General features: G+C 63.3%; 20 protein-coding genes and 5 pseudogenes. 15 read left to right on the forward strand and 10 right to left on the reverse strand.

Features of this window, described 5'->3' with window-relative positions; all coding sequences use genetic code 11:
* Window positions 1-6: 6 nt before the first annotated feature.
* The gene (locus HJC04_RS19485; RefSeq protein ID WP_221124235.1) at window positions 7-567 is read right to left on the reverse strand and encodes a TetR family transcriptional regulator; all 561 of its coding nucleotides are present in this window, start codon (window positions 565-567) and stop codon (window positions 7-9) included.
* A gap of 106 nt (window positions 568-673) precedes the next feature.
* On the opposite strand from HJC04_RS19485, the gene HJC04_RS19490 reads away from it, so the two are divergent.
* The gene (locus HJC04_RS19490) at window positions 674-1,588 is read left to right on the forward strand and encodes an SDR family oxidoreductase (protein WP_210628587.1); all 915 of its coding nucleotides are present in this window, start codon (window positions 674-676) and stop codon (window positions 1,586-1,588) included.
* On the opposite strand, the gene HJC04_RS19495 is transcribed toward HJC04_RS19490, so the two are convergent.
* On the reverse strand, window positions 1,579-1,743 hold the full coding sequence (locus tag HJC04_RS19495; protein ID WP_176439425.1) for a hypothetical protein: 165 nt from the start codon (window positions 1,741-1,743) through the stop codon (window positions 1,579-1,581). The two genes, HJC04_RS19490 and HJC04_RS19495, sit on opposite strands and share 10 nt — an antisense overlap.
* Window positions 1,744-1,782: 39 nt before the next feature.
* A complete protein-coding gene (locus tag HJC04_RS19500; protein ID WP_210628586.1) occupies window positions 1,783-2,100 on the reverse strand; it encodes a hypothetical protein in 318 nt (105 codons plus the stop codon).
* 30 nt (window positions 2,101-2,130) lie between these two features.
* Between HJC04_RS19500 and HJC04_RS19505 the strand changes: the two genes are divergently transcribed.
* Complete coding sequence (locus tag HJC04_RS19505) at window positions 2,131-2,295, forward strand: hypothetical protein (protein ID WP_221146873.1); 165 nt, start codon at window positions 2,131-2,133, stop codon at window positions 2,293-2,295.
* 6 nt (window positions 2,296-2,301) lie between these two features.
* Here the strand turns inward: HJC04_RS19505 and HJC04_RS19510 are convergent, their stop codons facing one another.
* The 3 genes from HJC04_RS19510 to HJC04_RS19520 form a co-directional block, all read right to left on the reverse strand.
* Window positions 2,302-2,682 carry a VOC family protein gene (locus HJC04_RS19510; protein WP_210628584.1) on the reverse strand — a complete coding sequence of 127 codons (381 nt, stop codon included), beginning with the start codon at window positions 2,680-2,682 and terminating at the stop codon, window positions 2,302-2,304.
* Window positions 2,683-2,846: 164 nt separating this feature from the next.
* On the reverse strand, window positions 2,847-3,752 hold the full coding sequence (locus HJC04_RS19515; protein ID WP_221146874.1) for a S1C family serine protease: 906 nt from the start codon (window positions 3,750-3,752) through the stop codon (window positions 2,847-2,849).
* Between the two features lie 149 nt (window positions 3,753-3,901).
* A complete protein-coding gene (locus tag HJC04_RS19520) occupies window positions 3,902-4,846 on the reverse strand; it encodes an AraC family transcriptional regulator (protein ID WP_221146875.1) in 945 nt (314 codons plus the stop codon).
* 114 nt (window positions 4,847-4,960) lie between these two features.
* On the opposite strand from HJC04_RS19520, the gene HJC04_RS19525 reads away from it, so the two are divergent.
* From HJC04_RS19525 to HJC04_RS19535, 3 genes are all read left to right on the forward strand, one after another.
* Complete coding sequence (locus HJC04_RS19525) at window positions 4,961-5,926, forward strand: SDR family NAD(P)-dependent oxidoreductase (RefSeq protein WP_210628581.1); 966 nt, start codon at window positions 4,961-4,963, stop codon at window positions 5,924-5,926.
* Between the two features lie 108 nt (window positions 5,927-6,034).
* Window positions 6,035-7,438, forward strand: coding sequence for a PLP-dependent aminotransferase family protein (locus HJC04_RS19530; RefSeq protein WP_221146876.1), 1,404 nt, complete (start codon window positions 6,035-6,037; stop codon window positions 7,436-7,438).
* Between the two features lie 220 nt (window positions 7,439-7,658).
* Window positions 7,659-8,027: a DUF983 domain-containing protein gene (locus HJC04_RS19535; RefSeq protein ID WP_210628579.1), complete on the forward strand. Its 369-nt coding sequence runs from the start codon at window positions 7,659-7,661 to the stop codon at window positions 8,025-8,027.
* A gap of 2 nt (window positions 8,028-8,029) precedes the next feature.
* On the opposite strand, the pseudogene HJC04_RS19540 reads toward HJC04_RS19535, so the two are convergent.
* Both HJC04_RS19540 and HJC04_RS19545 read right to left on the reverse strand, forming a co-directional pair.
* Window positions 8,030-8,185, reverse strand: a pseudogene (locus HJC04_RS19540) (LysR family transcriptional regulator); the annotation flags it as partial.
* A pseudogene (locus HJC04_RS19545) lies at window positions 8,182-8,276 on the reverse strand (glutathione S-transferase); the annotation flags it as partial. The pseudogenes HJC04_RS19540 and HJC04_RS19545, both read right to left, overlap by 4 nt.
* Here HJC04_RS19545 and HJC04_RS19550 point away from each other — a divergent pair.
* Window positions 8,273-8,530 (forward strand): annotated as a pseudogene (locus HJC04_RS19550) (DUF1348 family protein); the annotation flags it as partial. The pseudogenes HJC04_RS19545 and HJC04_RS19550 sit on opposite strands and share 4 nt — an antisense overlap.
* Window positions 8,531-8,550: 20 nt before the next feature.
* Window positions 8,551-9,111 carry a TetR/AcrR family transcriptional regulator gene (locus HJC04_RS19555; protein ID WP_210628578.1) on the forward strand — a complete coding sequence of 187 codons (561 nt, stop codon included), beginning with the start codon at window positions 8,551-8,553 and terminating at the stop codon, window positions 9,109-9,111.
* A gap of 9 nt (window positions 9,112-9,120) precedes the next feature.
* On the opposite strand, the gene HJC04_RS19560 is transcribed toward HJC04_RS19555, so the two are convergent.
* Window positions 9,121-9,282 carry a hypothetical protein gene (locus tag HJC04_RS19560; protein ID WP_210631716.1) on the reverse strand — a complete coding sequence of 54 codons (162 nt, stop codon included), beginning with the start codon at window positions 9,280-9,282 and terminating at the stop codon, window positions 9,121-9,123.
* A gap of 156 nt (window positions 9,283-9,438) precedes the next feature.
* On the opposite strand from HJC04_RS19560, the pseudogene HJC04_RS19565 reads away from it, so the two are divergent.
* Window positions 9,439-10,133 (forward strand): annotated as a pseudogene (locus tag HJC04_RS19565) (hypothetical protein).
* Window positions 10,134-10,146: 13 nt separating this feature from the next.
* Window positions 10,147-10,452: a Dabb family protein gene (locus HJC04_RS19570; protein ID WP_210628576.1), complete on the forward strand. Its 306-nt coding sequence runs from the start codon at window positions 10,147-10,149 to the stop codon at window positions 10,450-10,452.
* Between the two features lie 262 nt (window positions 10,453-10,714).
* Here the strand turns inward: HJC04_RS19570 and HJC04_RS19575 are convergent, their stop codons facing one another.
* On the reverse strand, window positions 10,715-11,938 hold the full coding sequence (locus HJC04_RS19575; protein ID WP_221146878.1) for an MFS transporter: 1,224 nt from the start codon (window positions 11,936-11,938) through the stop codon (window positions 10,715-10,717).
* 503 nt (window positions 11,939-12,441) lie between these two features.
* Between HJC04_RS19575 and HJC04_RS19580 the strand changes: the two genes are divergently transcribed.
* The 6 genes and pseudogenes from HJC04_RS19580 to HJC04_RS19605 form a co-directional block, all read left to right on the forward strand.
* Window positions 12,442-12,690 (forward strand): hypothetical protein, encoded by a 249-nt coding sequence (locus tag HJC04_RS19580; protein ID WP_210628575.1) that lies wholly within the window; start codon window positions 12,442-12,444, stop codon window positions 12,688-12,690.
* 53 nt (window positions 12,691-12,743) lie between these two features.
* On the forward strand, window positions 12,744-13,415 hold the full coding sequence (locus HJC04_RS19585) for a response regulator transcription factor (protein ID WP_085777499.1): 672 nt from the start codon (window positions 12,744-12,746) through the stop codon (window positions 13,413-13,415).
* Window positions 13,405-14,808 (forward strand): HAMP domain-containing sensor histidine kinase, encoded by a 1,404-nt coding sequence (locus HJC04_RS19590; RefSeq protein ID WP_064706664.1) that lies wholly within the window; start codon window positions 13,405-13,407, stop codon window positions 14,806-14,808. Before HJC04_RS19585 ends, HJC04_RS19590 begins: the two co-directional genes overlap by 11 nt.
* A gap of 118 nt (window positions 14,809-14,926) precedes the next feature.
* Complete coding sequence (locus tag HJC04_RS19595) at window positions 14,927-15,352, forward strand: hypothetical protein (protein WP_210628574.1); 426 nt, start codon at window positions 14,927-14,929, stop codon at window positions 15,350-15,352.
* A gap of 67 nt (window positions 15,353-15,419) precedes the next feature.
* Window positions 15,420-16,581, forward strand: a pseudogene (gene ccmI / locus HJC04_RS19600) (c-type cytochrome biogenesis protein CcmI).
* A partial coding sequence (locus HJC04_RS19605) for a cytochrome c maturation protein CcmE (RefSeq protein ID WP_221124229.1) occupies window positions 16,578-16,788 on the forward strand: 211 nt, incomplete at its 3' end. The pseudogene ccmI and the gene HJC04_RS19605, both read left to right, overlap by 4 nt.

Here is a 16,788-nt window from a genome sequence, read left to right on the forward strand (position 1 = left end):
GCGGGGTCAGGATTTCACCGCAGTCAGGAAGCGCCGCAATTCCGTCTCCACATAGGCGGCCACCGGGCCGCCCGCGCCAAATCCCCACCAGGTGAGCGATCCCTGCCATTGCGCCAGCATCAGCCGGGCGATCGTTTCCGGCGCCTTCGCCGAGCCGAAACAGCGCGCGATCGCCGCTGTCAACGCCGTTCCCCAAGCCGCCCCGCGGGCGCGCAGCACCGGATCGCGAAAATCTTCGCGCAGCACTAGCAATCCCTCGCCATAGGCGGCGGCATCATCGCCATATTCATGCGACAGGCCGACGAGCAGCGCGACGGCGCCGTCCGGCGTCTTCGGCACGGCGCCGGCAAGGCGCGCCGTCTCCGCATCCAGCCGGTCCCAGGCGTAAAGCAGCGCGGCGCGCAGCATCGCCGCCTTTGTCCCGAAACGCTGAACCAGGGTTGAACCGGAAAGACCGCTCGCCTTCGCCACCGCGGCAAACGTCGCCGCATCCGGCCCTTCCGCATGAATCAGCGCCAGCACCATGGCGAGAAGCTGTTCGTCGGACAGGGTGCGGCGGCGCGGCATGAAATTCCTCTTGCGTTCATTTTGAATATGAACGAACATTCGTTTATATTCAACCAAAGCCAGTCGCAGTCGGCCGGCTCCCGGTTCTAGCGTGGAGGATGGAGACGTGACAGCGGACTTGCGCGAAAAAGTGGCCTTGGTGGCGGGCGCCACGCGTGGCGCCGGCCGAGGCATTGCGGTCGAACTCGGTGCTGCCGGCGCCACCGTCTATGTCACCGGCCGCACGACACGCGCCCAGCAGTCCGACTATGCCCGGCCCGAGACGATCGAGGAAACGGCCGAACTGGTGACGTCGGCGGGCGGCAAGGGCATTGCCGTACAGGTCGATCATCTCGTTCCGCATGAGGTCGAGGCGCTCGTCGCGCGCATCCGCGCGGAAGCCGGCCGGCTCGACATCCTCGTCAACGACATCTGGGGCTGCGAGAAGCTGTTCGAATGGGACAAGGCGGTCTGGGAGCATTCGCTGGACAAGGGCCTGCGCATGCTGCGGCTCGGCATCGAGACGCATTTGATCACCGCCCATTACGCGCTGGCGCTGATGATCGAGCGGCCGGGCGGGCTGCTGGTGGAGGTAACCGACGGCACGGCCGAATACAACGCCGCGCATTACCGGCTCTCGCCGTTCTACGACCTCGTCAAGACCGGCGTCACCCGCATGGCCTGGGCGCATGCCCAGGATCTGGCCAGACACGGCGCCACCGCCGTTTCGATCACGCCCGGCTGGCTGCGCTCCGAAATGATGCTGGAGGCCTATGGCGTGAGCGAGGAGAATTGGCGCGACGCGACCGGGGTGCAGCCGCATTTTGCCATTTCTGAAACCCCGCGTTTCGTCGGCCGTGCGGTAGCGGCCCTGTCAGCCGATCCCGACCGCGCCCGCTGGAACGGCCAGTCGCTGTCGAGCGGCGGGGTGGCGAAGGCCTATGGTTTCGACGATGTTGACGGTTCGCGGCCGGATTGTTGGCGTTACCTAGTGGAAGTGCAGGAACGGGACAAACCGGCTGACGTAACTGGCTACCGGTGAGGCTGACCGCCGCCCTTGGGCGCGCTGCTGCCATGAGGCGCCGTTTGGGCCGCCGTCTTCATCTGCCCGGCGAAGCTGGTTTCCGGCTTCGTCGCCAGCTTGTCCTTCTTCGGCTTGCGGGCCTCGCGATTGCTTCTCAGCTGTCCCTTTGCCATGGATGGATCTCCCTTTAGATCGGAATTGAAAGCCACGCACTACCGGCCTGCGGAATTGCCCGGCCGCGTCGGTCGGCGCTCGCGGGGCAATCCCTGGATCGCGTAGCGGTTACAGACGGGGGTGACCGGTTTCTGTTGCTTCTTCGGTCTGCCGAAATGGTATTCGAGCGCCCGCAAGAGCATGGCCGGCGAGGTGACGCCCTCCTGGAACAGCTTGATCAGCAGCATGGCTGCGGCGTTGCAGGTCTGTTCGTCGCCGGCCGGTATTCTTGCTTTGTAGCCCGCGGTGTCGAGCACACCCTGAAGCATATCGAGATCGGATGACGTCAAATAGGGCTTATCGGAAGTGGAAGACATCGAAGTCCTCCTTTCGTCGGGGCGGGGGTTATGAAACCCTCAGTCGGCAGCGCCCGTGCGATGGCTGCCGAAGCCGAAACAATGCGCCTTTCGCTGGGGCAACGCAACGCGATTTTTGCGGCTGGCGGACGGGTGAGGGCTGCCCTCGGCCCGGCGGCCGCAAGGGTGATGGCGATCTCCAGAGCTACGGCCTGACGGCCGTTATATCTCGCCTTTGTGGAAATAGGCTTCGAGGCGATAGCCGTCCGGATCGATGACGAAGGCGGCGTAATAGAAGCGGCCGTAATCCGGGCGGATACCCGGTTCACCGTTATCCGTGCCGCCGGATTCGATCGCAGCCGCATAAAACGCGTCGACCGCGGCCTCGTTCGGGGCGACGAAGCAGAAATGCAGCCCGGATTGCATGTCGGCCACAACGGGATGGGCAACCTGCATCACCCAAAGGCCGACCTGTTCCGAACCGTAGCCGATCATGCCGTCGGAATTCGACAGGCGCTCATATCCGAGCGGCGCCAGCGCTGCGTCGTAGAAGCGGCGGGCTCTTTCGAGATCTTTGACGCCGATGGAGATATGATCGAACATGGACCGCAAACTCCGTTGATCCCAGGATTGACGGCAGCATCTTTCAATGGCAGTTCCGAGTCAACGAACGAACTTGGCTCGCTCGTAGGTGGGCCGCATAACGGACCGGCCTGTGAAGCCAGCCGCGGTTTCAGTCTTCGACGGCAGTCACGCGCGATGCGGCCCTATTGCAGCTGCGGCTTTTTCAGAAAGCTGTTGCGGTCGGCGGATTTGATCCGCAGCCAGGCTTCCCGGCCGTTGCGCAGAATTCGCATCGGAATCTCGGCGCCGGCCGGGCCGCTGCTCCAGAGCTTTCGGTAGAAATCGGCCAGGCCATCGACCTCCTCGTCGCGGATTTCCGAAATGATGTCGCCCTGACGTAGGCCGGCCTCGGCGGCCGGACCGCCTCCGGCGACGCTCATCACCACCACGCCACCACTGCTTTCGGCGGAGAATGCGCCGAGCCAGGGCCGCGGCGGCTTGTTGACCTGGCCGCGGTTCAAGAGATCGTCCAGGATCGGCGGCAGTAGATCAATCGGAACGACCATGTTGATATCGGCGACCTCGCCGTCCTGGCTCATCTGCAGGCGAAGCGAACCGATGCCGAGAAGCTTGCCGTCCGCGCCGATCAGGGCTGCGCCGCCCCATGCGGGATGGGCCGGCGCAGTAAAAATCGCCTCCTCCAGCAGATATTCCCAATAACCGGCGAATTCCTGTCGGGCCACGATACTTGCCTGGACATATTCGCCGATGCCGTCGGCAAGCACGACGGGATCGCCGGGCTTTGCCGCGGCCGCATCGCCAAAATCCACTGCTGGCGCGTTCAGGACGCCGAGCGCCTGCACCAGCCCGAACCCGCTCTCCTGGTCATAGGCAAGCGGATGGGCGGGAACCACCCGGCCGTCCAGCGTCGTCAACCAGACTTCGTCGGCCTCGGTGATGAGGTAACCAATCGTCAGCACCAATCCATTGTCGCGGATGACCACGCCGCTGCCCTCACGGATGGTTCCCAGCGTCTCCGCCGTGAAGGCATCTTCCGGAATGGAGGAGCGGATGCCCACGATTGACCGCAAGATGGGATTGATATTCATGCTTTCATCCTAATGGAGTGCCGGTACGGAATAAGACCGGCACATTCATACTTGGATAGGTAAGAGAGTGGGCGACGGGTGCAAGACCGTGTCAAACGGAATCTCCGCCGGCCGATGCGCGATTGCCCGCTAATGGCACACGATCAGGTTCATCGAGCGCCAACCTCATTTCGCATGGTATCGCCGACCTGCTGAGCGGCACCATATTGCCGAGGTGAGCACCCCATGACCCGTTTGAAAGCGGTGCTGAAGGCGCTTTCCGAATCATAACCGAGCGACAGGCCGACGCTCGCAATTGCTTCGGCCGGATTTGCCAGCCGGTCTGCCGCGACAAGCATGCGCCAGCGCGTCAAATAATCCATCGGCGCCAGCCCGACCTTTGCCTTGAAATGGAGGGCAAAGGTGGACCGAGACATCGACGCCCGTTCGGCCAGCAACTGCAACGTCCATTTGCGTGCCGGATCGGCATGCATGGCCGCGAGCGCCGCTCCGATCCGCCTGTCGGTGAGTGCGAAAAGCCAGCCGACGCCGCGGGCATCCGGCGATGCGATATAGAGGCGCAACACCTGCATGAGCATCACATGCGCGAAATGCTCTGCCATCAGAAAACCGCCGGGTTGTCGGTCGCGCAGTTCGCGCGTCATCCGATCGAGCGACCAGCGCAGCACGGCGGCGTGATCGGAATCCCTTTTCACATGAACGATTGGCGGGAGGATGCCGAGAAGGATGTCGGAGTTTCCTCCCGAAAAGGAAAAACGGCTGCCAATCAGGAAGAAATCGCCCCCGCCGTTGCAGGTCGCAATTCCATCGCGGGCAATCGAATAGATCGCCTCGCATGGCATCGCTTCGACAGATGGATCACTGGCGAGACGAAAAGCCCGGCGGCTTGTCAGGAGAAAGCAGTCGCCTTCCTCCAGCCGGACGGACTCGGCAACGCCATCGACGCTGAGCCAGCACGCCCCGGAAATGACCGCGTTGAACTTGATGCCTTCAGGAGGTGGAAAATCGAGCGCCCAGGCGCCGCCGGCATTCAGTCCCGCGGAGACATAGCTTCGAGGTTTGAGCAATGCGAGGACATTGGATAAAGGGTCCATGCGGAAATTCCGGACGATAACGAAGAGGTGACGGACTCTAGCGCATGGATCGTCTGATCGCCACGCCCTATCCTCGCGACTGTCCTACTAGAAACGTTAATGAAGGCAATTATCATGAATGATAAGCAAGTCCCTATCGGCTCCGGCTTCGGAGCCCGCACGACCGCTGTCGAGGTCGTGGCCGGCCTTGATCTTTCCCGCAAGTGCGCCGTCATCACGGGCGGCCATTCCGGCCTCGGGCTGGAGACCACACGCGCTCTGGCTGGCGCCGGCGCTAGGGTAATCATCGGGGCAAGGAACATTGACGCGGCCCGAGACGCCGTTGCCGGCATCGATGGCGTACAGGTCGAACGGCTGGATCTCTCCAATCTGGAAAGCGTCCGCCGCTTCGCCCAGCGCATCGTCACGGCCGGCCGCAGCATCGATATTCTGATCAACAGCGCCGGCATCATGGCCTGCCCGGAGACCCGCGTCGGCGATGGCTGGGAGGCGCAATTCGCAACGAATCATCTGGGCCATTTCGCTTTGGTTAACAGCCTTTGGCCGGCATTGTCGCGGAATGCGCGTATCGTTTCGGTTTCATCAGGCGGCCATCGGATCTCCGGCATCCGATGGGACGACCTGCAGTTCGAGACTGGCTACGACAAATGGCAAGCCTATGGGCAGTCGAAGACAGCCAATGCGCTTTTCGCCCTGCATCTGGACAGGCTCGCGCGCGGCGTTGGTATCCGCGCGTTTTCGCTGCACCCGGGCAAGATCCTCACGCCACTGCAGCGGTATCTTTCACGAGAGGAAATGGTGGGTGCGGGGTGGATCGACTCGAACGGCAATCCGATCGACCCGACATTCAAGACGCCGTCGCAAGGCGCCGCTACCCAGCTATGGGCGGCGACCTCACCTCAGCTCGAGGGTATGGGAGGCCTCTATTGCGAAGATTGCGATGTGGCGAACAGGGCGATCGATGGGAAGCCGGGCGGCGTGAGCGATCACGCCGTTGACCCCGAGCAGGCCGAGCGGCTGTGGGCCCTGTCGGCCAGGCTGAGCGGCATCGACGCCTTCGCGTCACCATCAATGCGGTGAGACATCCAGTCGGCGTCGGCTTCCGTCGCGGAGGCTGACTTTTTTCGTGACAGTGGGGAGATGCAACAATATACGGTCAATGCTTCCATTATGTTGATCGGATCAAGAATGAAAGACTGGCATCCCGACCTGAGCCGCAGCAGCAGCCCGCGTTACATGGCGATCGCCGATCTGATCGAAATGGATCTGCGCAGCGGGCATCTGGCGGTCGGTGACCGGCTGCCGCCGCAGCGCGAACTTGCCAAACGGCTGAACGTCGATTTCACTACGGTGGCGAGAGGTTACGTCGAGGCGCAGAAGCGCGGCCTGGTGGATTCCCATGTCGGCCGAGGCACTTTCGTCACCGGCGCGGCGATCAAACACCGCCAGGACTGGGGCGTCGGCGCCGCACCCGACCCCCGGCGAGCGGCCGTCGTCGACTTCTCGATGAACCTGCCGCCGGAACCTGACGATCCGGAACTGATCGCCCGCATGCGCGAGGGCATGTCGGCGGTGGCGGCGAGCCTGATCCCGCTTCTGCGTTATCAAGGCTTCGGCGGTTCCGGCATGGACAAGGAGGCCGCCGCCGCCTGGCTCGGCCGCCGCGGTCTGACGCCTTCGCAGGAGCGGATCTTCGTCACGCCGGGCGCCCATCCGGCCCTTCTGGCGATCTTCGGCCTCCTGGCAAAGCCCGGCGAGACCGTGATTTCGGAAATCGTCACCTATCCCGGCATGCGCTCGATCGCAGCCCAGTTGCGGCTCAATCTTGCCGGCCTGCCGATGGACGGAGACGGGATCCGGCCCGATGCTTTGGCCTCGGCCTGCGAGCGGTTGAAGCCGAAGGCGCTCTACCTCAATCCGACGCTGCAGAACCCGACGACGTTGACGATTCCAGCTGGCCGCCGCGAGGAAATCGCAGCTGTCGCCCGCAAATATCGTCTGCCGATCGTCGAGGACGATGCCTACGGCTTCATTCCGCAGGAAGGGCCTGCGCCGCTTGCGGCAACGGCGCCCGAGCTGACCTGGCATATCGGCGGCCTGGCGAAATGCCTCGGCGCCGGCCTGCGCCTTGCTTATGTCGTGGCTCCGGACACCAGGGCAGTGTGGCCCTTCGTCGGCGCCATGCGCGCCAACAATGTCATGGCCTCGCCGTTGAATATGGCGCTCGCCACCCGCTGGATCGAGGACGGCACGGCCGATGCGATCCTCCGCTTCATCCGCGCCGAGGCGGGCGCCCGCCAACAGATGGTTGCCGCCATCCTGCCCGCCGGCAGCTACCGCGCCGATCCGATCAGCTTCAATATCTGGCTGCCTTTGGCCCACGGCTGGACCCGTTCCACGTTCGGCAGCCATATGCATTCCTCCGGCATCGGCGTGGTGGCAAGCGATGCCTTCGCGGTCGAGGGCGCCGCACCCGAGGCCGTCCGCGTCTGCCTCGGCGGCCCGATCGCCCGGGCAAAATTGCAGGGCTCATTGGAGTTCATGGCCCATGCGCTGGAAGGCCCGCCGGAAATGGCGGGTTCGTTCTTCTGATCCGGCGATATCGCGGCTGAGCCTGCTAGAAGAAAAACGGAATTGGTCTAGGCGGGACGCTCTTCGAATGGATTTACGACAAGCCGCGACCGGTCCTTGACCGGTCGACTTGCTTGTGCGGCAATCTGGCAGATTGATTGGTCTATTCCATATAATGTATTTATATTGAATGCACTCATTATGCGGCATTGACTGAGCCGCGAGATAGGACAAGGTCATCATGGATACCGAATATCCCCCGCTTCCTCCGATGCAGACCGGCATCAGGGGACGCTGCCCGCGCTGCGGCCAAGGCCATATGTTCAAAGGCTTCCTGACGCTGCAGCCGCAGTGCGAAGCCTGCAGTCTCGATTATTCTTTCGCCGATCCGGCCGACGGCCCGGCCTTTTTCGTCATCTGCTTCGCCTGCATCCCGAGCGTGCTGCTCGGCGTCTGGCTGGAGGTGGCATTCGCGGCGCCGATCTGGGTGCAGCTTCTCGTCACCGGTCCCTTCATGCTCGCCACCTGCATTCCGCCGCTCCGGCCGCTGAAAGGCTGGCTGGTCGCCAGCCAGTATTTCTACAAGGCGGAAGAAGGCAGGCTTGCCTAATGCTATTTCAGCGTTGCGCGCAGGCGCGGCGTTGCGAAATTGATGAGGGCGCGCAGTTTCAGCGGCACCAACCCCCGCGAGGGATAGACAAGATGCACCGGCGCCGGCTGCGGTTCGAAATCGGCAAGCAGCGGCACCAGCAGGCCTGCCTTCGCGGCACCTGACCAAAGGGATTGAGCTTGCGGAAATCCGGCGTCTTGTGGGCGCACCTGCCGCCAAATCGACCTCGACCATTTCATAGGGCACACCAGCTGATCAAGGAAATCTGGGCCTTTGCCGATAATCGCATCGCCGTGCGCTTTGCCTATGAATGGCACGAGGACAGCGGCAACTGGTTTCGCTCCTACGGCAATGAGAATTGGGAATTCGACGCCACCGGCTTGATGCAGCGCCGTTTTGCCTGCATCAACGATCTGCCGATCCGGGAAACGGAGCGCAAATATCACTGGCCGCTTGGCCGGCGGCCGGACGACCCTCCCGGCCTGACCGGGCTCGGCCTTTAGAATGGGATGAACTTGGACCGGTGAAGACCGTCTACGAACGCGCCGACATCGTACCGCTGCTCGCGGAAGCCTTCCGCGAGCTCGGCTATGAGGGCGCCACGCTCAGCCGCATCACCGAACGCACCGGAATTGGCAAGGGCAGCCTTTATCACTTCTTCCCCGGCGGCAAGGAGGAGATGGCCGGCGCCGTGCTCGCCGATGTCGGTGCCTGGTTCGAGCAGGCGATCTATCGGCCGCTGAGGAATGACGACGCCCGCCAGGCGATTGCGGCGATGTGGATCAATGTCAATGACTACTTCCGCGCCGGCGGCCGCATCTGCCTCGTCGGTGCCTTCGCGCTCGACGACACCCGCGATCGGTTTTCGTCTGCGATCGCCGATTATTTCTTCCGCTGGATCGAGGCGTTGAGTTCGGCGCTGACGCGGGCTGGCTGTGCTGAAACAGAGGCGCAGACGCTTGCTGAGGAAGGCGTCTGCGGCATTCAAGGCGCGCTGGTGCTGTCGCGCGCGCTCAGAGATGGAACGGTCTTCGCCCGGTCGCTGGAAACGCTGGCGAGCCGGCTTGAGGCTGCGACGCGATGAGGGCAGGCCTTACATCTGCACCGCTTTGCCTGTATCTCTCAGCGCTGTTGTTGAGGCTCCCGGATCGGGGCGGGCATTCTCGCGCTCAAGGCGAATCTGGCGCCACTCATTTTCCATCTGGTCGAGGACATGCTGGGGAATGGTGGTCTGTGTGTTGGCCGGCGCCTGCATCGGAAGTCTCCTCTTGTGGTGGTAAGGCTTCAGGGCAAGAAAATGCATTGCACAAGACAAAACGGGTGTAAATCAGGGGCTTAGGCACTTCAAACGATTAAGTTTATTTTAATCGATTAAGACGGTTTTAACCGTGGTGTTCACGGGGAGCGCGGAATGGTTGTCCACATGGACCGGGTATTCTTTTTTGATGCGGTGCAGCAAGAGCTCTTCAAAGGAGAGCTGACTCAGCCTCAGGTAGTGGGGATGACGGCGATTCTCGATGCCTGGGAAAAGCGCTCTGTTGAGGCCGACCGCCGGTGGCTCGCCTATATCCTCGCTACCGCCTTTCATGAGACCGCCTATACGATGCAGCCGGTGCGTGAGACGCTGGCGGAAAGCGATATGCGCGCGGTCGAGATATTAGAGGCAGCCTTTGCCGCAGGCCGGCTCTCCTGGGTGGAGACACCCTACTGGCGGCCGGATGAGGATGGCCGCTGCTGGCTCGGACGCGGCCTGGTGCAGCTCACCCACAAACGAAATTATGAGGCGATGAGCGTGCTGACCGGCATCGATCTGGTTGCCGATCCCGATCGGGCGATGGAGATGGAGGCGGCGGTGACGATCCTGATCGAAGGCATGCTGCAGGGCAGCTTTACCGGCCACAAACTCGCCGATCACCTGAATGCGACGACCGAGGACTGGGTCAATGCGCGCCGCATCGTCAACGGCACCGACCGGGCCGAGAAGCTTGCGGGTTACGCCCTGGCCTTCCATGCGGCACTGCGTCCGGATGCCGCGCAGGGCCGGCCGCGCGGTTGAAGGCCCGCCGCGCGCATGTTATCGCGCGGGCAAACCCCTCTGGAATCTGACAGGAGCTTCCGCGTGATCCGCCATATCGTCTTCTTCACCGTGCAGGAGGAACATCTGGAGGAGGTGAGGGCGGGTCTTTCGATCCTGACCGCCATTCCATACCCGCGCCTGCTGGAAATCGGCACCAATGTGAAGACCGATCAGCTCGGCACCGAGATCGATCTCGTGGTCTATGGCGAATTCGACGATGAGGCGGCTCTCGCTGCTTATAAGGCGCACCCCGATTACCAGCGTTCGATCGAGCGCGTGCGCCCGCTCCGGGAAAAACGCATCGCTGCCGATTACGACAGCCGCACGGCCGTGACGCGGCCGCTCTGACGCCGGCCATCTTCCGGTCGCCGCGCTTGGGGCGATCGTGGAAATCGCCGTTTGTTTTCAGAGAGATGAGCGATTTTTCGGATTCAAGTCGTTGCGACACGGACCGACCTTCTGAGACACCGGAATCACTTTTCGAGAAACCCGCCGCAAGGGACTCAAAAGACTCGCCGATCGCGACGGGCATGGCTCGTCGGAACAGCTGCAGCGGTCCGAAGATGCTGATCGAGAGATGTTCGGAACCGCTGACTTCCAGGCCCGAGCCTCACGAAACGACCGGGCTCGGCTCCGGTGCCCCGGCGCCCCGCACCAGCGTCATCAGCATCAGCACGAGAGTGAGCGCGAAAGCTGAGAGAACGGCGCAGGCGAGCAGCGCCGGACCGGTGCCGGCGCGATCTAGAATGGCGGTGAAGACGACGGGAGCGATGGCGTTGGCGAGGTTCTGCGGAAGTGACAGCCGGGCCGAATGCAGGCCGAATTCGCTCGGCGAGAACAGCGCCAGCGGTAGCAGGGCCCGGGCGACGGCGATGACGCCCGAGCCGAAGCCGTAAAGCAGGATGAAAGTGACGAGGACCGGCGTCGATGGGCCGGCTGTCAGCATGATCAGAAAGCTGATCACCGTCAGGCTGATGCCCATGACGGCGCTGAGGATGGGGTTGCCGCGGCGGCCGAGCAGCATGTCGAGGAAACGGGCCGAGATGCCGAGGGCGCCGCGCGCCGAGCCGAGCTGCAGCGCCAGGGCCGGTGAAGCCCCGGACTGGCGGAAGATTTCGAGCAGCGATGGGGCGATGCCGAAGGTGACGAAGGTCGAGATCGTTGTCACCGCGGCAATCAACAGGAAGGCCTTGCGCTGAGCCGTCTTCGACAATGGCACCGGCGGGATCTCCGCCGCGCTGCTCTCGGCATGCGTCACGATCGGCTTCGGCAGAGCGAAAAGATGCAGCGGGAGGCAGACGAAGAATTGCAGCGCCGCGCAGAAAACAAAGGTGAGCCGCCAGCCGACCGCCTCGTTGAGCAGGCTGAGGATCGGCCAGAAGATGGTGCTCGATAGCCCGGTGAACAGCATGAGGATGGCGATGACGCGTTTGCCGTTTGGCCCTTCGCGTTCGACGACGGCGGTATAGGCCGGTGCCGAGAGACCCAATGCGCCGCCGATGCCGATGACGAGCCAGGCGGCGGCGTAGAGCAGGATGCCGTTTGCCACCGCCAGCAGAGAGAGGCCGAGCGCGAAGATCAGCGAGGCGGCCGAAAGCACCCGGGCAGCGCCGTAGCGGCCGAGCCAACGGCCGGTCGTCGGGCCGGCGATGGCGCTGACCACCATCATGAGCGGCAGGCCGGCAAAGATCACCTCGTTCGCCACGCCGAGAGCCGGCGCCACGGCGCGGCCCATGACGCCGAGCATGTCGAACGTCGTGCCCCAGCCGATCAGCTGGGTAACGGCAAGCACGGTGACCGTCTGCGCCGAACGGAAGCGGAAGGAATTTGGCATCGGGGCTGAAAGGGTCTGAAATGCGGGGGCCAGCAAGGGATAGCAGTTTCAACCAGCCGGCGAAAGCTGCGATCGGCAATTCCGCTATGCCTGCCGCCTGCGTCTCTTTTTTTGAACGATGAAAAGATGCACGGATGACATGAGGGATCGGTACAATTTGAGGACGACCCGCTGTGCCCCTGCCGCGTGCCGCCACCGGCCGGTCTATCGTGGTTGAACGACCTGGCCGATTCGGAAGCGACGACCGCGGTGGAGTGGCCGGTTTTGCATGCTTGCCGGAGGCGCTGGCCAACATCTGGTTGCCAGGGGTGGGACGCCTCGTTTTCAGGCGCAGGGAGGACCAGCGGCATTTGCGGCAGCAGCGGATTCCAAGGGCAGAAATCGATTGCCCCAAGCAGTCGAGAACCGTTCTAAACGCCCTGTATTACAGCGCATTCATTTGCCATTCAGGTCGCTTGAGTACATATTCGCAGCAAGTTGGAATTACCTTGAAAGCGTAAGACATGGCCTTTCCTCTGAGCGTCGCAGTAGTGGCCGCCGGACTGGTGGTATCGGCGCCCTCACCGGATGGCGCAGGCGCCCTCGTCCTGCGCGTGGCTGGCGATTGCAGCGCCGCCGCAGCCCAGGTCGTCGAACAGACGGGCGGGCAGCTCCTGTCCGTGCAACCGGTGGGCGATAGCTGTATCATTACCGTTCTCGTGTCGGGCAATGGCCAGCGTCCACGCAAGGTAACGGTAAAGGTTCCGATGTAAGCGGAATCGGTCTATTCAAACACGATCGATTTGAAGCGGACGAAGGCGGACCGATGCGCATCCTGGTAATCGAAGACGACGTCAACCTGAACCGGCAGCTGACCGATACGCTGAAGGAGGCGGGTTATGTCGTCGACCAAGCGTTCGACGGCGAAGAGGGCCATTTCCTCGGCGACACCGAACCCTATGACGCTATCATCCTCGATATCGGCCTGCCGGAGATGGACGGCGTCACCGTGCTGGAAAAATGGCGCGGCGCCGGCCGCGGCATGCCGGTTCTGATCCTGACGGCGCGCGACCGCTGGAGCGACAAGGTCGCCGGCATCGACGCCGGCGCCGACGACTATGTCACCAAGCCCTTTCACGTCGAGGAAGTTCTGGCGCGCATTCGGGCGTTGATCCGGCGCGCGGCCGGCCATGCCTCCTCCGAGATCGTCTGCGGGCCGGTGCGGCTCGACACCAAATCCTCAAAGGCGACGGTCAACGGCACGACGCTGAAGCTGACCTCGCACGAATATCGCCTGCTCGCCTATCTCATGCATCACATGGGCGAGGTCGTTTCGCGCACGGAGCTGGTCGAGCACATGTACGACCAGGATTTCGACCGCGATTCCAACACGATCGAGGTCTTTGTCGGCCGTCTGCGCAAGAAGATGGGCGTCGACCTGATCGAAACGGTGCGCGGTCTCGGCTACCGCATCCAAGCGCCGAAACATGCGAATTAAGTCGCTCACCGCACGCGTGTTGCTGCTGACCACGGTCTGGTCGACGGTGGCGCTTGTGGTGATCGGCCTGCTGATCTCCACGCTCTATCGCAAGAGCGCCGAACGCGGTTTCCAGGATCTGCTGCGGGCGCAGCTCTATAACGTCATCAATTCGGTGACGATCGGCGATCAGGGCGCGTTGAGCGGCAGCCCGCAGCTCGGCGATCTGCGCTTTGCCCAGCCTAAGACCGGCTGGTACTGGGTGGTCGAGCCGCTCGGCACTTATACCACTGCGCCGCTGGTCTCGCCCTCGCTCGGCTCGGCGCTCATTCCGGTACCCTCCGTCGTCGAGGCGCCTTTCGACAAGAATTACGAGCGCTACTACCAGGTGACGGACGCCTCCGGGAACCGCGTGCAGGTGGCCGAGACCGAAGTGGTGCTCGACACCGACGGGCGCGCGGCGCGCTTCCGCGTCACCGGCAATGTCGACGTCGTCGAGGATGATGTCCGCACCTTTTCGCACAGCCTCTATCTGGCGCTCGCCGGTTTCGGCGTCGGTAGCCTGATCGTCAATGCGCTGGCGATCCTTTACGGCCTGAAACCGCTCGACAAGGCGCGCGCAGCATTGGAGCGCATTCGAGCCGGCGAGAGCGAGCAGCTGAAGGGTGACTTCCCGCGCGAGATCCTACCGCTCGCCAACGAGGTCAACGCGCTGATCGACAGCAACCGCCGCATCGTCGAGCGGGCGCGCATGCAGGTCGGCAACCTGGCGCACTCACTGAAAACGCCGATCGCGGTTCTCCTCAACGAGGCGCGGGTGCTGGAGAAATCCCATGGCGAGCTGGTGCGCAGTCAGGCGGAATCGATGCAGGGGCAGGTGCAATCCTATCTCAACCGCGCCCGCATCGCCGCGCAGCGCGAATCCGTGCTCGCCCGCACCGACGCCGAGCCGGCGCTGGAACGGCTGGTGCGCGTCATGCGCCGCCTGAATGTCGACACCGAATTCGATCTCGTCGTCTCGCCGCCGCATCTTGCCGTCGCCATGGAACAGCAGGATCTCGAGGAAACCGTGGGCAATCTCCTGGAAAACGCCGCGCGTTTCGCCAAGAGCAGGGTGCGGCTTTCGGCCGTCGAAGCCGGCGAGGACGTGAAAGGGGCGGAGGCGAGCGCCCGCCGGCGCTGGGTGGAGCTTGCCGTCGAGGATGACGGGCCCGGCCTTGAGCCCGACCAGATCCGCGAGGCGCTGAAGCGTGGCCGCAGGCTCGATGAAAGCAAGCCCGGAACCGGCTTGGGCCTTTCGATCGTCACCGAGATTTCCAACGAATACCAGGGAAGGCTCGAACTGTCCCGCGGCGAATGGGGCGGGCTGAAGGCGAAGCTTATCCTGCCCGGCGTCACAAAGGATGTTGCATGACCAACTGCTTGATGTCACAAGGATACTGGCAAATGTATAGCATGCTTTGCCATAAAGCTGACACGGGGACGCTGCACTTCGATCGGCTGAATTTGACCTCTGATCGTGGTTCGACGCAATGATTCTACGCGCGCAAGGCATGATGGTTTCCATCCTTCTTCTCGCCGTCCCGCTCACCGGCTGCACGACGACGAAGGGTGCCGCTTCGCGCGGCATTTTTTCGAGCAAACCCTCGGCGTCGGCCGCCTTCATCACCGCGCTCCAAGGCGGCATCGTCGGCCGCAGCGGCGTGAGCTTGAGCGATAGCGACAAGCAGCGGGCGCTCGAGGCGGAGTATCGGGCGCTGGAAGGGGCGGCGGTCGGCCAGCCGGTGGTCTGGAGCGGCAAGGACGTCACAGGCAAGGTCGTGGCGGCCGCACCCTATCAGGTCGGCTCGCAGAATTGCCGGCAATATACCCATACGCTGACCGTCGACGGCAAGGAAACCGTGGCTCGGGGTGCAGCCTGCCGCAATGAGGACGGCAGCTGGTCGCCGCTCGGCTGAGGTGGTTTTCAGCGTGAATTGCGGCGAATAGCCTCAAATCTTCGTCATTCCGGCTTTGGCAGTTGGAATAGGCGTGAGCTTCACGTATTTGGGCCGATATGCTGTTCTGGATTCTCGTTGCCGTTCTGACGGCAGCCGTCGCTGTCATCCTGCTCTACCCCCTTCTGCGTGGTGCGAAGGCGGCGCAGAACAGCCGTGCCGGCGAGGCGGCAGTCTACCGCGACCAGTTGCGCGAACTTGATCGCGACCTTGCCGGCGGGCTGATCACGCCTGAGGAGGCTGATTACGCCAGGGCCGAAATCGGCCGGCGGCTGATCGCCGCCTCTGCCGGCGAGCCGGAGACGATGGAGAAACCCGCACGGCATCATCGTCTCACTGAAGTCTTCGTTCTCTTGATCCTGCCGGTGCTCGGGCTCTGTCTTTATTTGACGACGGGCAGGCCGGATCTGCCGTCGCAGCCGCTGGAGGCGCGGTTGGAAAACCCCGGCGACGACGTGGCGGTGCTGATCGCCAAAGCGGAGCGGCATCTGGCTCAGAATCCCGACGACGGCAGGGGCTGGGACGTATTGGCGCCGATCTATTTCCGCACGATGCGGATGGCCGATGCTGAGGTGGCCTACCGCAATGCGATCCGGCTTCTCGGCCCAAGCCCGATCCGGCTCGACGGCCTTGCCGAAACGCTGATGGCGGTCTCCGACGGCGTCGTGACGGACGAGGCGCGTCAGGTGCTGGAACAGTCGCTGACGCTGGAGCCCGACAATCCGCGTGCCCGCTTCTACATCGCGCTCAGCATGGAGCAGGCCGGAAGGGCCAACGAGGCGCGCCAGGCCTTCGAGGCACTGGCGCAGCAATCGCCGGCCGATGCGCCCTGGCTGCCGCTGGTCAATGAACATATCGCCAAGAACGGCGGCGAGGTCGCCCCGCCGGCGGCGCCCGGCGGACCGACATCGGAAGACGTAGCGGCGGCTGAAAACATGAAGGCCGGCGATCGTCAGCAGATGATCCGCGGCATGGTCGAAAGCCTCGATGCCAAGCTCAGCGAGGATCCCAACAATTTCGAGGGATGGATGCGGCTCGTCCGCTCTTACGCCGTATTGAACGATAAGGATCGCGCAGCCGACGCCCTGAGGCGTGGGCTGGCTGCCTTTCCGCCGTCCGGTGAGCAGGGCCGGCAATTGCTGGCGCTTGCCAGGGAACTTGGCATTGCCACGGAGGGGATAACGCGATGACGCGCAAGCAGAAGCGCCTTGCGGTGATCGCTGGCGGGATGAGTTTCATCCTTGCGGCGGTGCTTTTGGTGATGTTCGCTTTCAGCCAGTCGGTGGCCTATTTCTACATGCCGGCCGATCTGGCCAAGACGCCGGTGGCGCCGGAGACCCGCATCCGGCTGGGCGGCCTGGTCGGAGCGGGCAGCGTCGTGCGCGGCGCCGGTTCGA

The sequence above is a fragment of the Rhizobium sp. NLR8a genome (assembly GCF_019685235.1).
In the GTDB taxonomy this organism is placed as follows: domain Bacteria; phylum Pseudomonadota; class Alphaproteobacteria; order Rhizobiales; family Rhizobiaceae; genus Rhizobium.

Excerpts from the sequence above, each read along its gene's own strand:
- HJC04_RS19485 (WP_221124235.1), bottom strand. The coding sequence starts at position 567 with ATGCCGCGCCGCCGCACCCTGTCCGACGAACAGCTTCTCGCCATGGTG.
- HJC04_RS19495 (WP_176439425.1), bottom strand. The coding sequence starts at position 1,743 with ATGGCAAAGGGACAGCTGAGAAGCAATCGCGAGGCCCGCAAGCCGAAG.
- HJC04_RS19500 (WP_210628586.1), bottom strand. The coding sequence starts at position 2,100 with ATGTCTTCCACTTCCGATAAGCCCTATTTGACGTCATCCGATCTCGAT.
- HJC04_RS19505 (WP_221146873.1), top strand. The coding sequence starts at position 2,131 with ATGAAACCCTCAGTCGGCAGCGCCCGTGCGATGGCTGCCGAAGCCGAA.
- HJC04_RS19510 (WP_210628584.1), bottom strand. The coding sequence starts at position 2,682 with ATGTTCGATCATATCTCCATCGGCGTCAAAGATCTCGAAAGAGCCCGC.
- HJC04_RS19515 (WP_221146874.1), bottom strand. The coding sequence starts at position 3,752 with ATGAATATCAATCCCATCTTGCGGTCAATCGTGGGCATCCGCTCCTCC.
- HJC04_RS19520 (WP_221146875.1), bottom strand. The coding sequence starts at position 4,846 with ATGGACCCTTTATCCAATGTCCTCGCATTGCTCAAACCTCGAAGCTAT.
- HJC04_RS19525 (WP_210628581.1), top strand. The coding sequence starts at position 4,961 with ATGAATGATAAGCAAGTCCCTATCGGCTCCGGCTTCGGAGCCCGCACG.
- HJC04_RS19530 (WP_221146876.1), top strand. The coding sequence starts at position 6,035 with ATGAAAGACTGGCATCCCGACCTGAGCCGCAGCAGCAGCCCGCGTTAC.
- HJC04_RS19535 (WP_210628579.1), top strand. The coding sequence starts at position 7,659 with ATGGATACCGAATATCCCCCGCTTCCTCCGATGCAGACCGGCATCAGG.
- HJC04_RS19560 (WP_210631716.1), bottom strand. The coding sequence starts at position 9,282 with ATGCAGGCGCCGGCCAACACACAGACCACCATTCCCCAGCATGTCCTC.
- HJC04_RS19575 (WP_221146878.1), bottom strand. The coding sequence starts at position 11,938 with ATGCCAAATTCCTTCCGCTTCCGTTCGGCGCAGACGGTCACCGTGCTT.
- HJC04_RS19580 (WP_210628575.1), top strand. The coding sequence starts at position 12,442 with ATGGCCTTTCCTCTGAGCGTCGCAGTAGTGGCCGCCGGACTGGTGGTA.
- HJC04_RS19585 (WP_085777499.1), top strand. The coding sequence starts at position 12,744 with ATGCGCATCCTGGTAATCGAAGACGACGTCAACCTGAACCGGCAGCTG.
- HJC04_RS19590 (WP_064706664.1), top strand. The coding sequence starts at position 13,405 with ATGCGAATTAAGTCGCTCACCGCACGCGTGTTGCTGCTGACCACGGTC.
- HJC04_RS19595 (WP_210628574.1), top strand. The coding sequence starts at position 14,927 with ATGATTCTACGCGCGCAAGGCATGATGGTTTCCATCCTTCTTCTCGCC.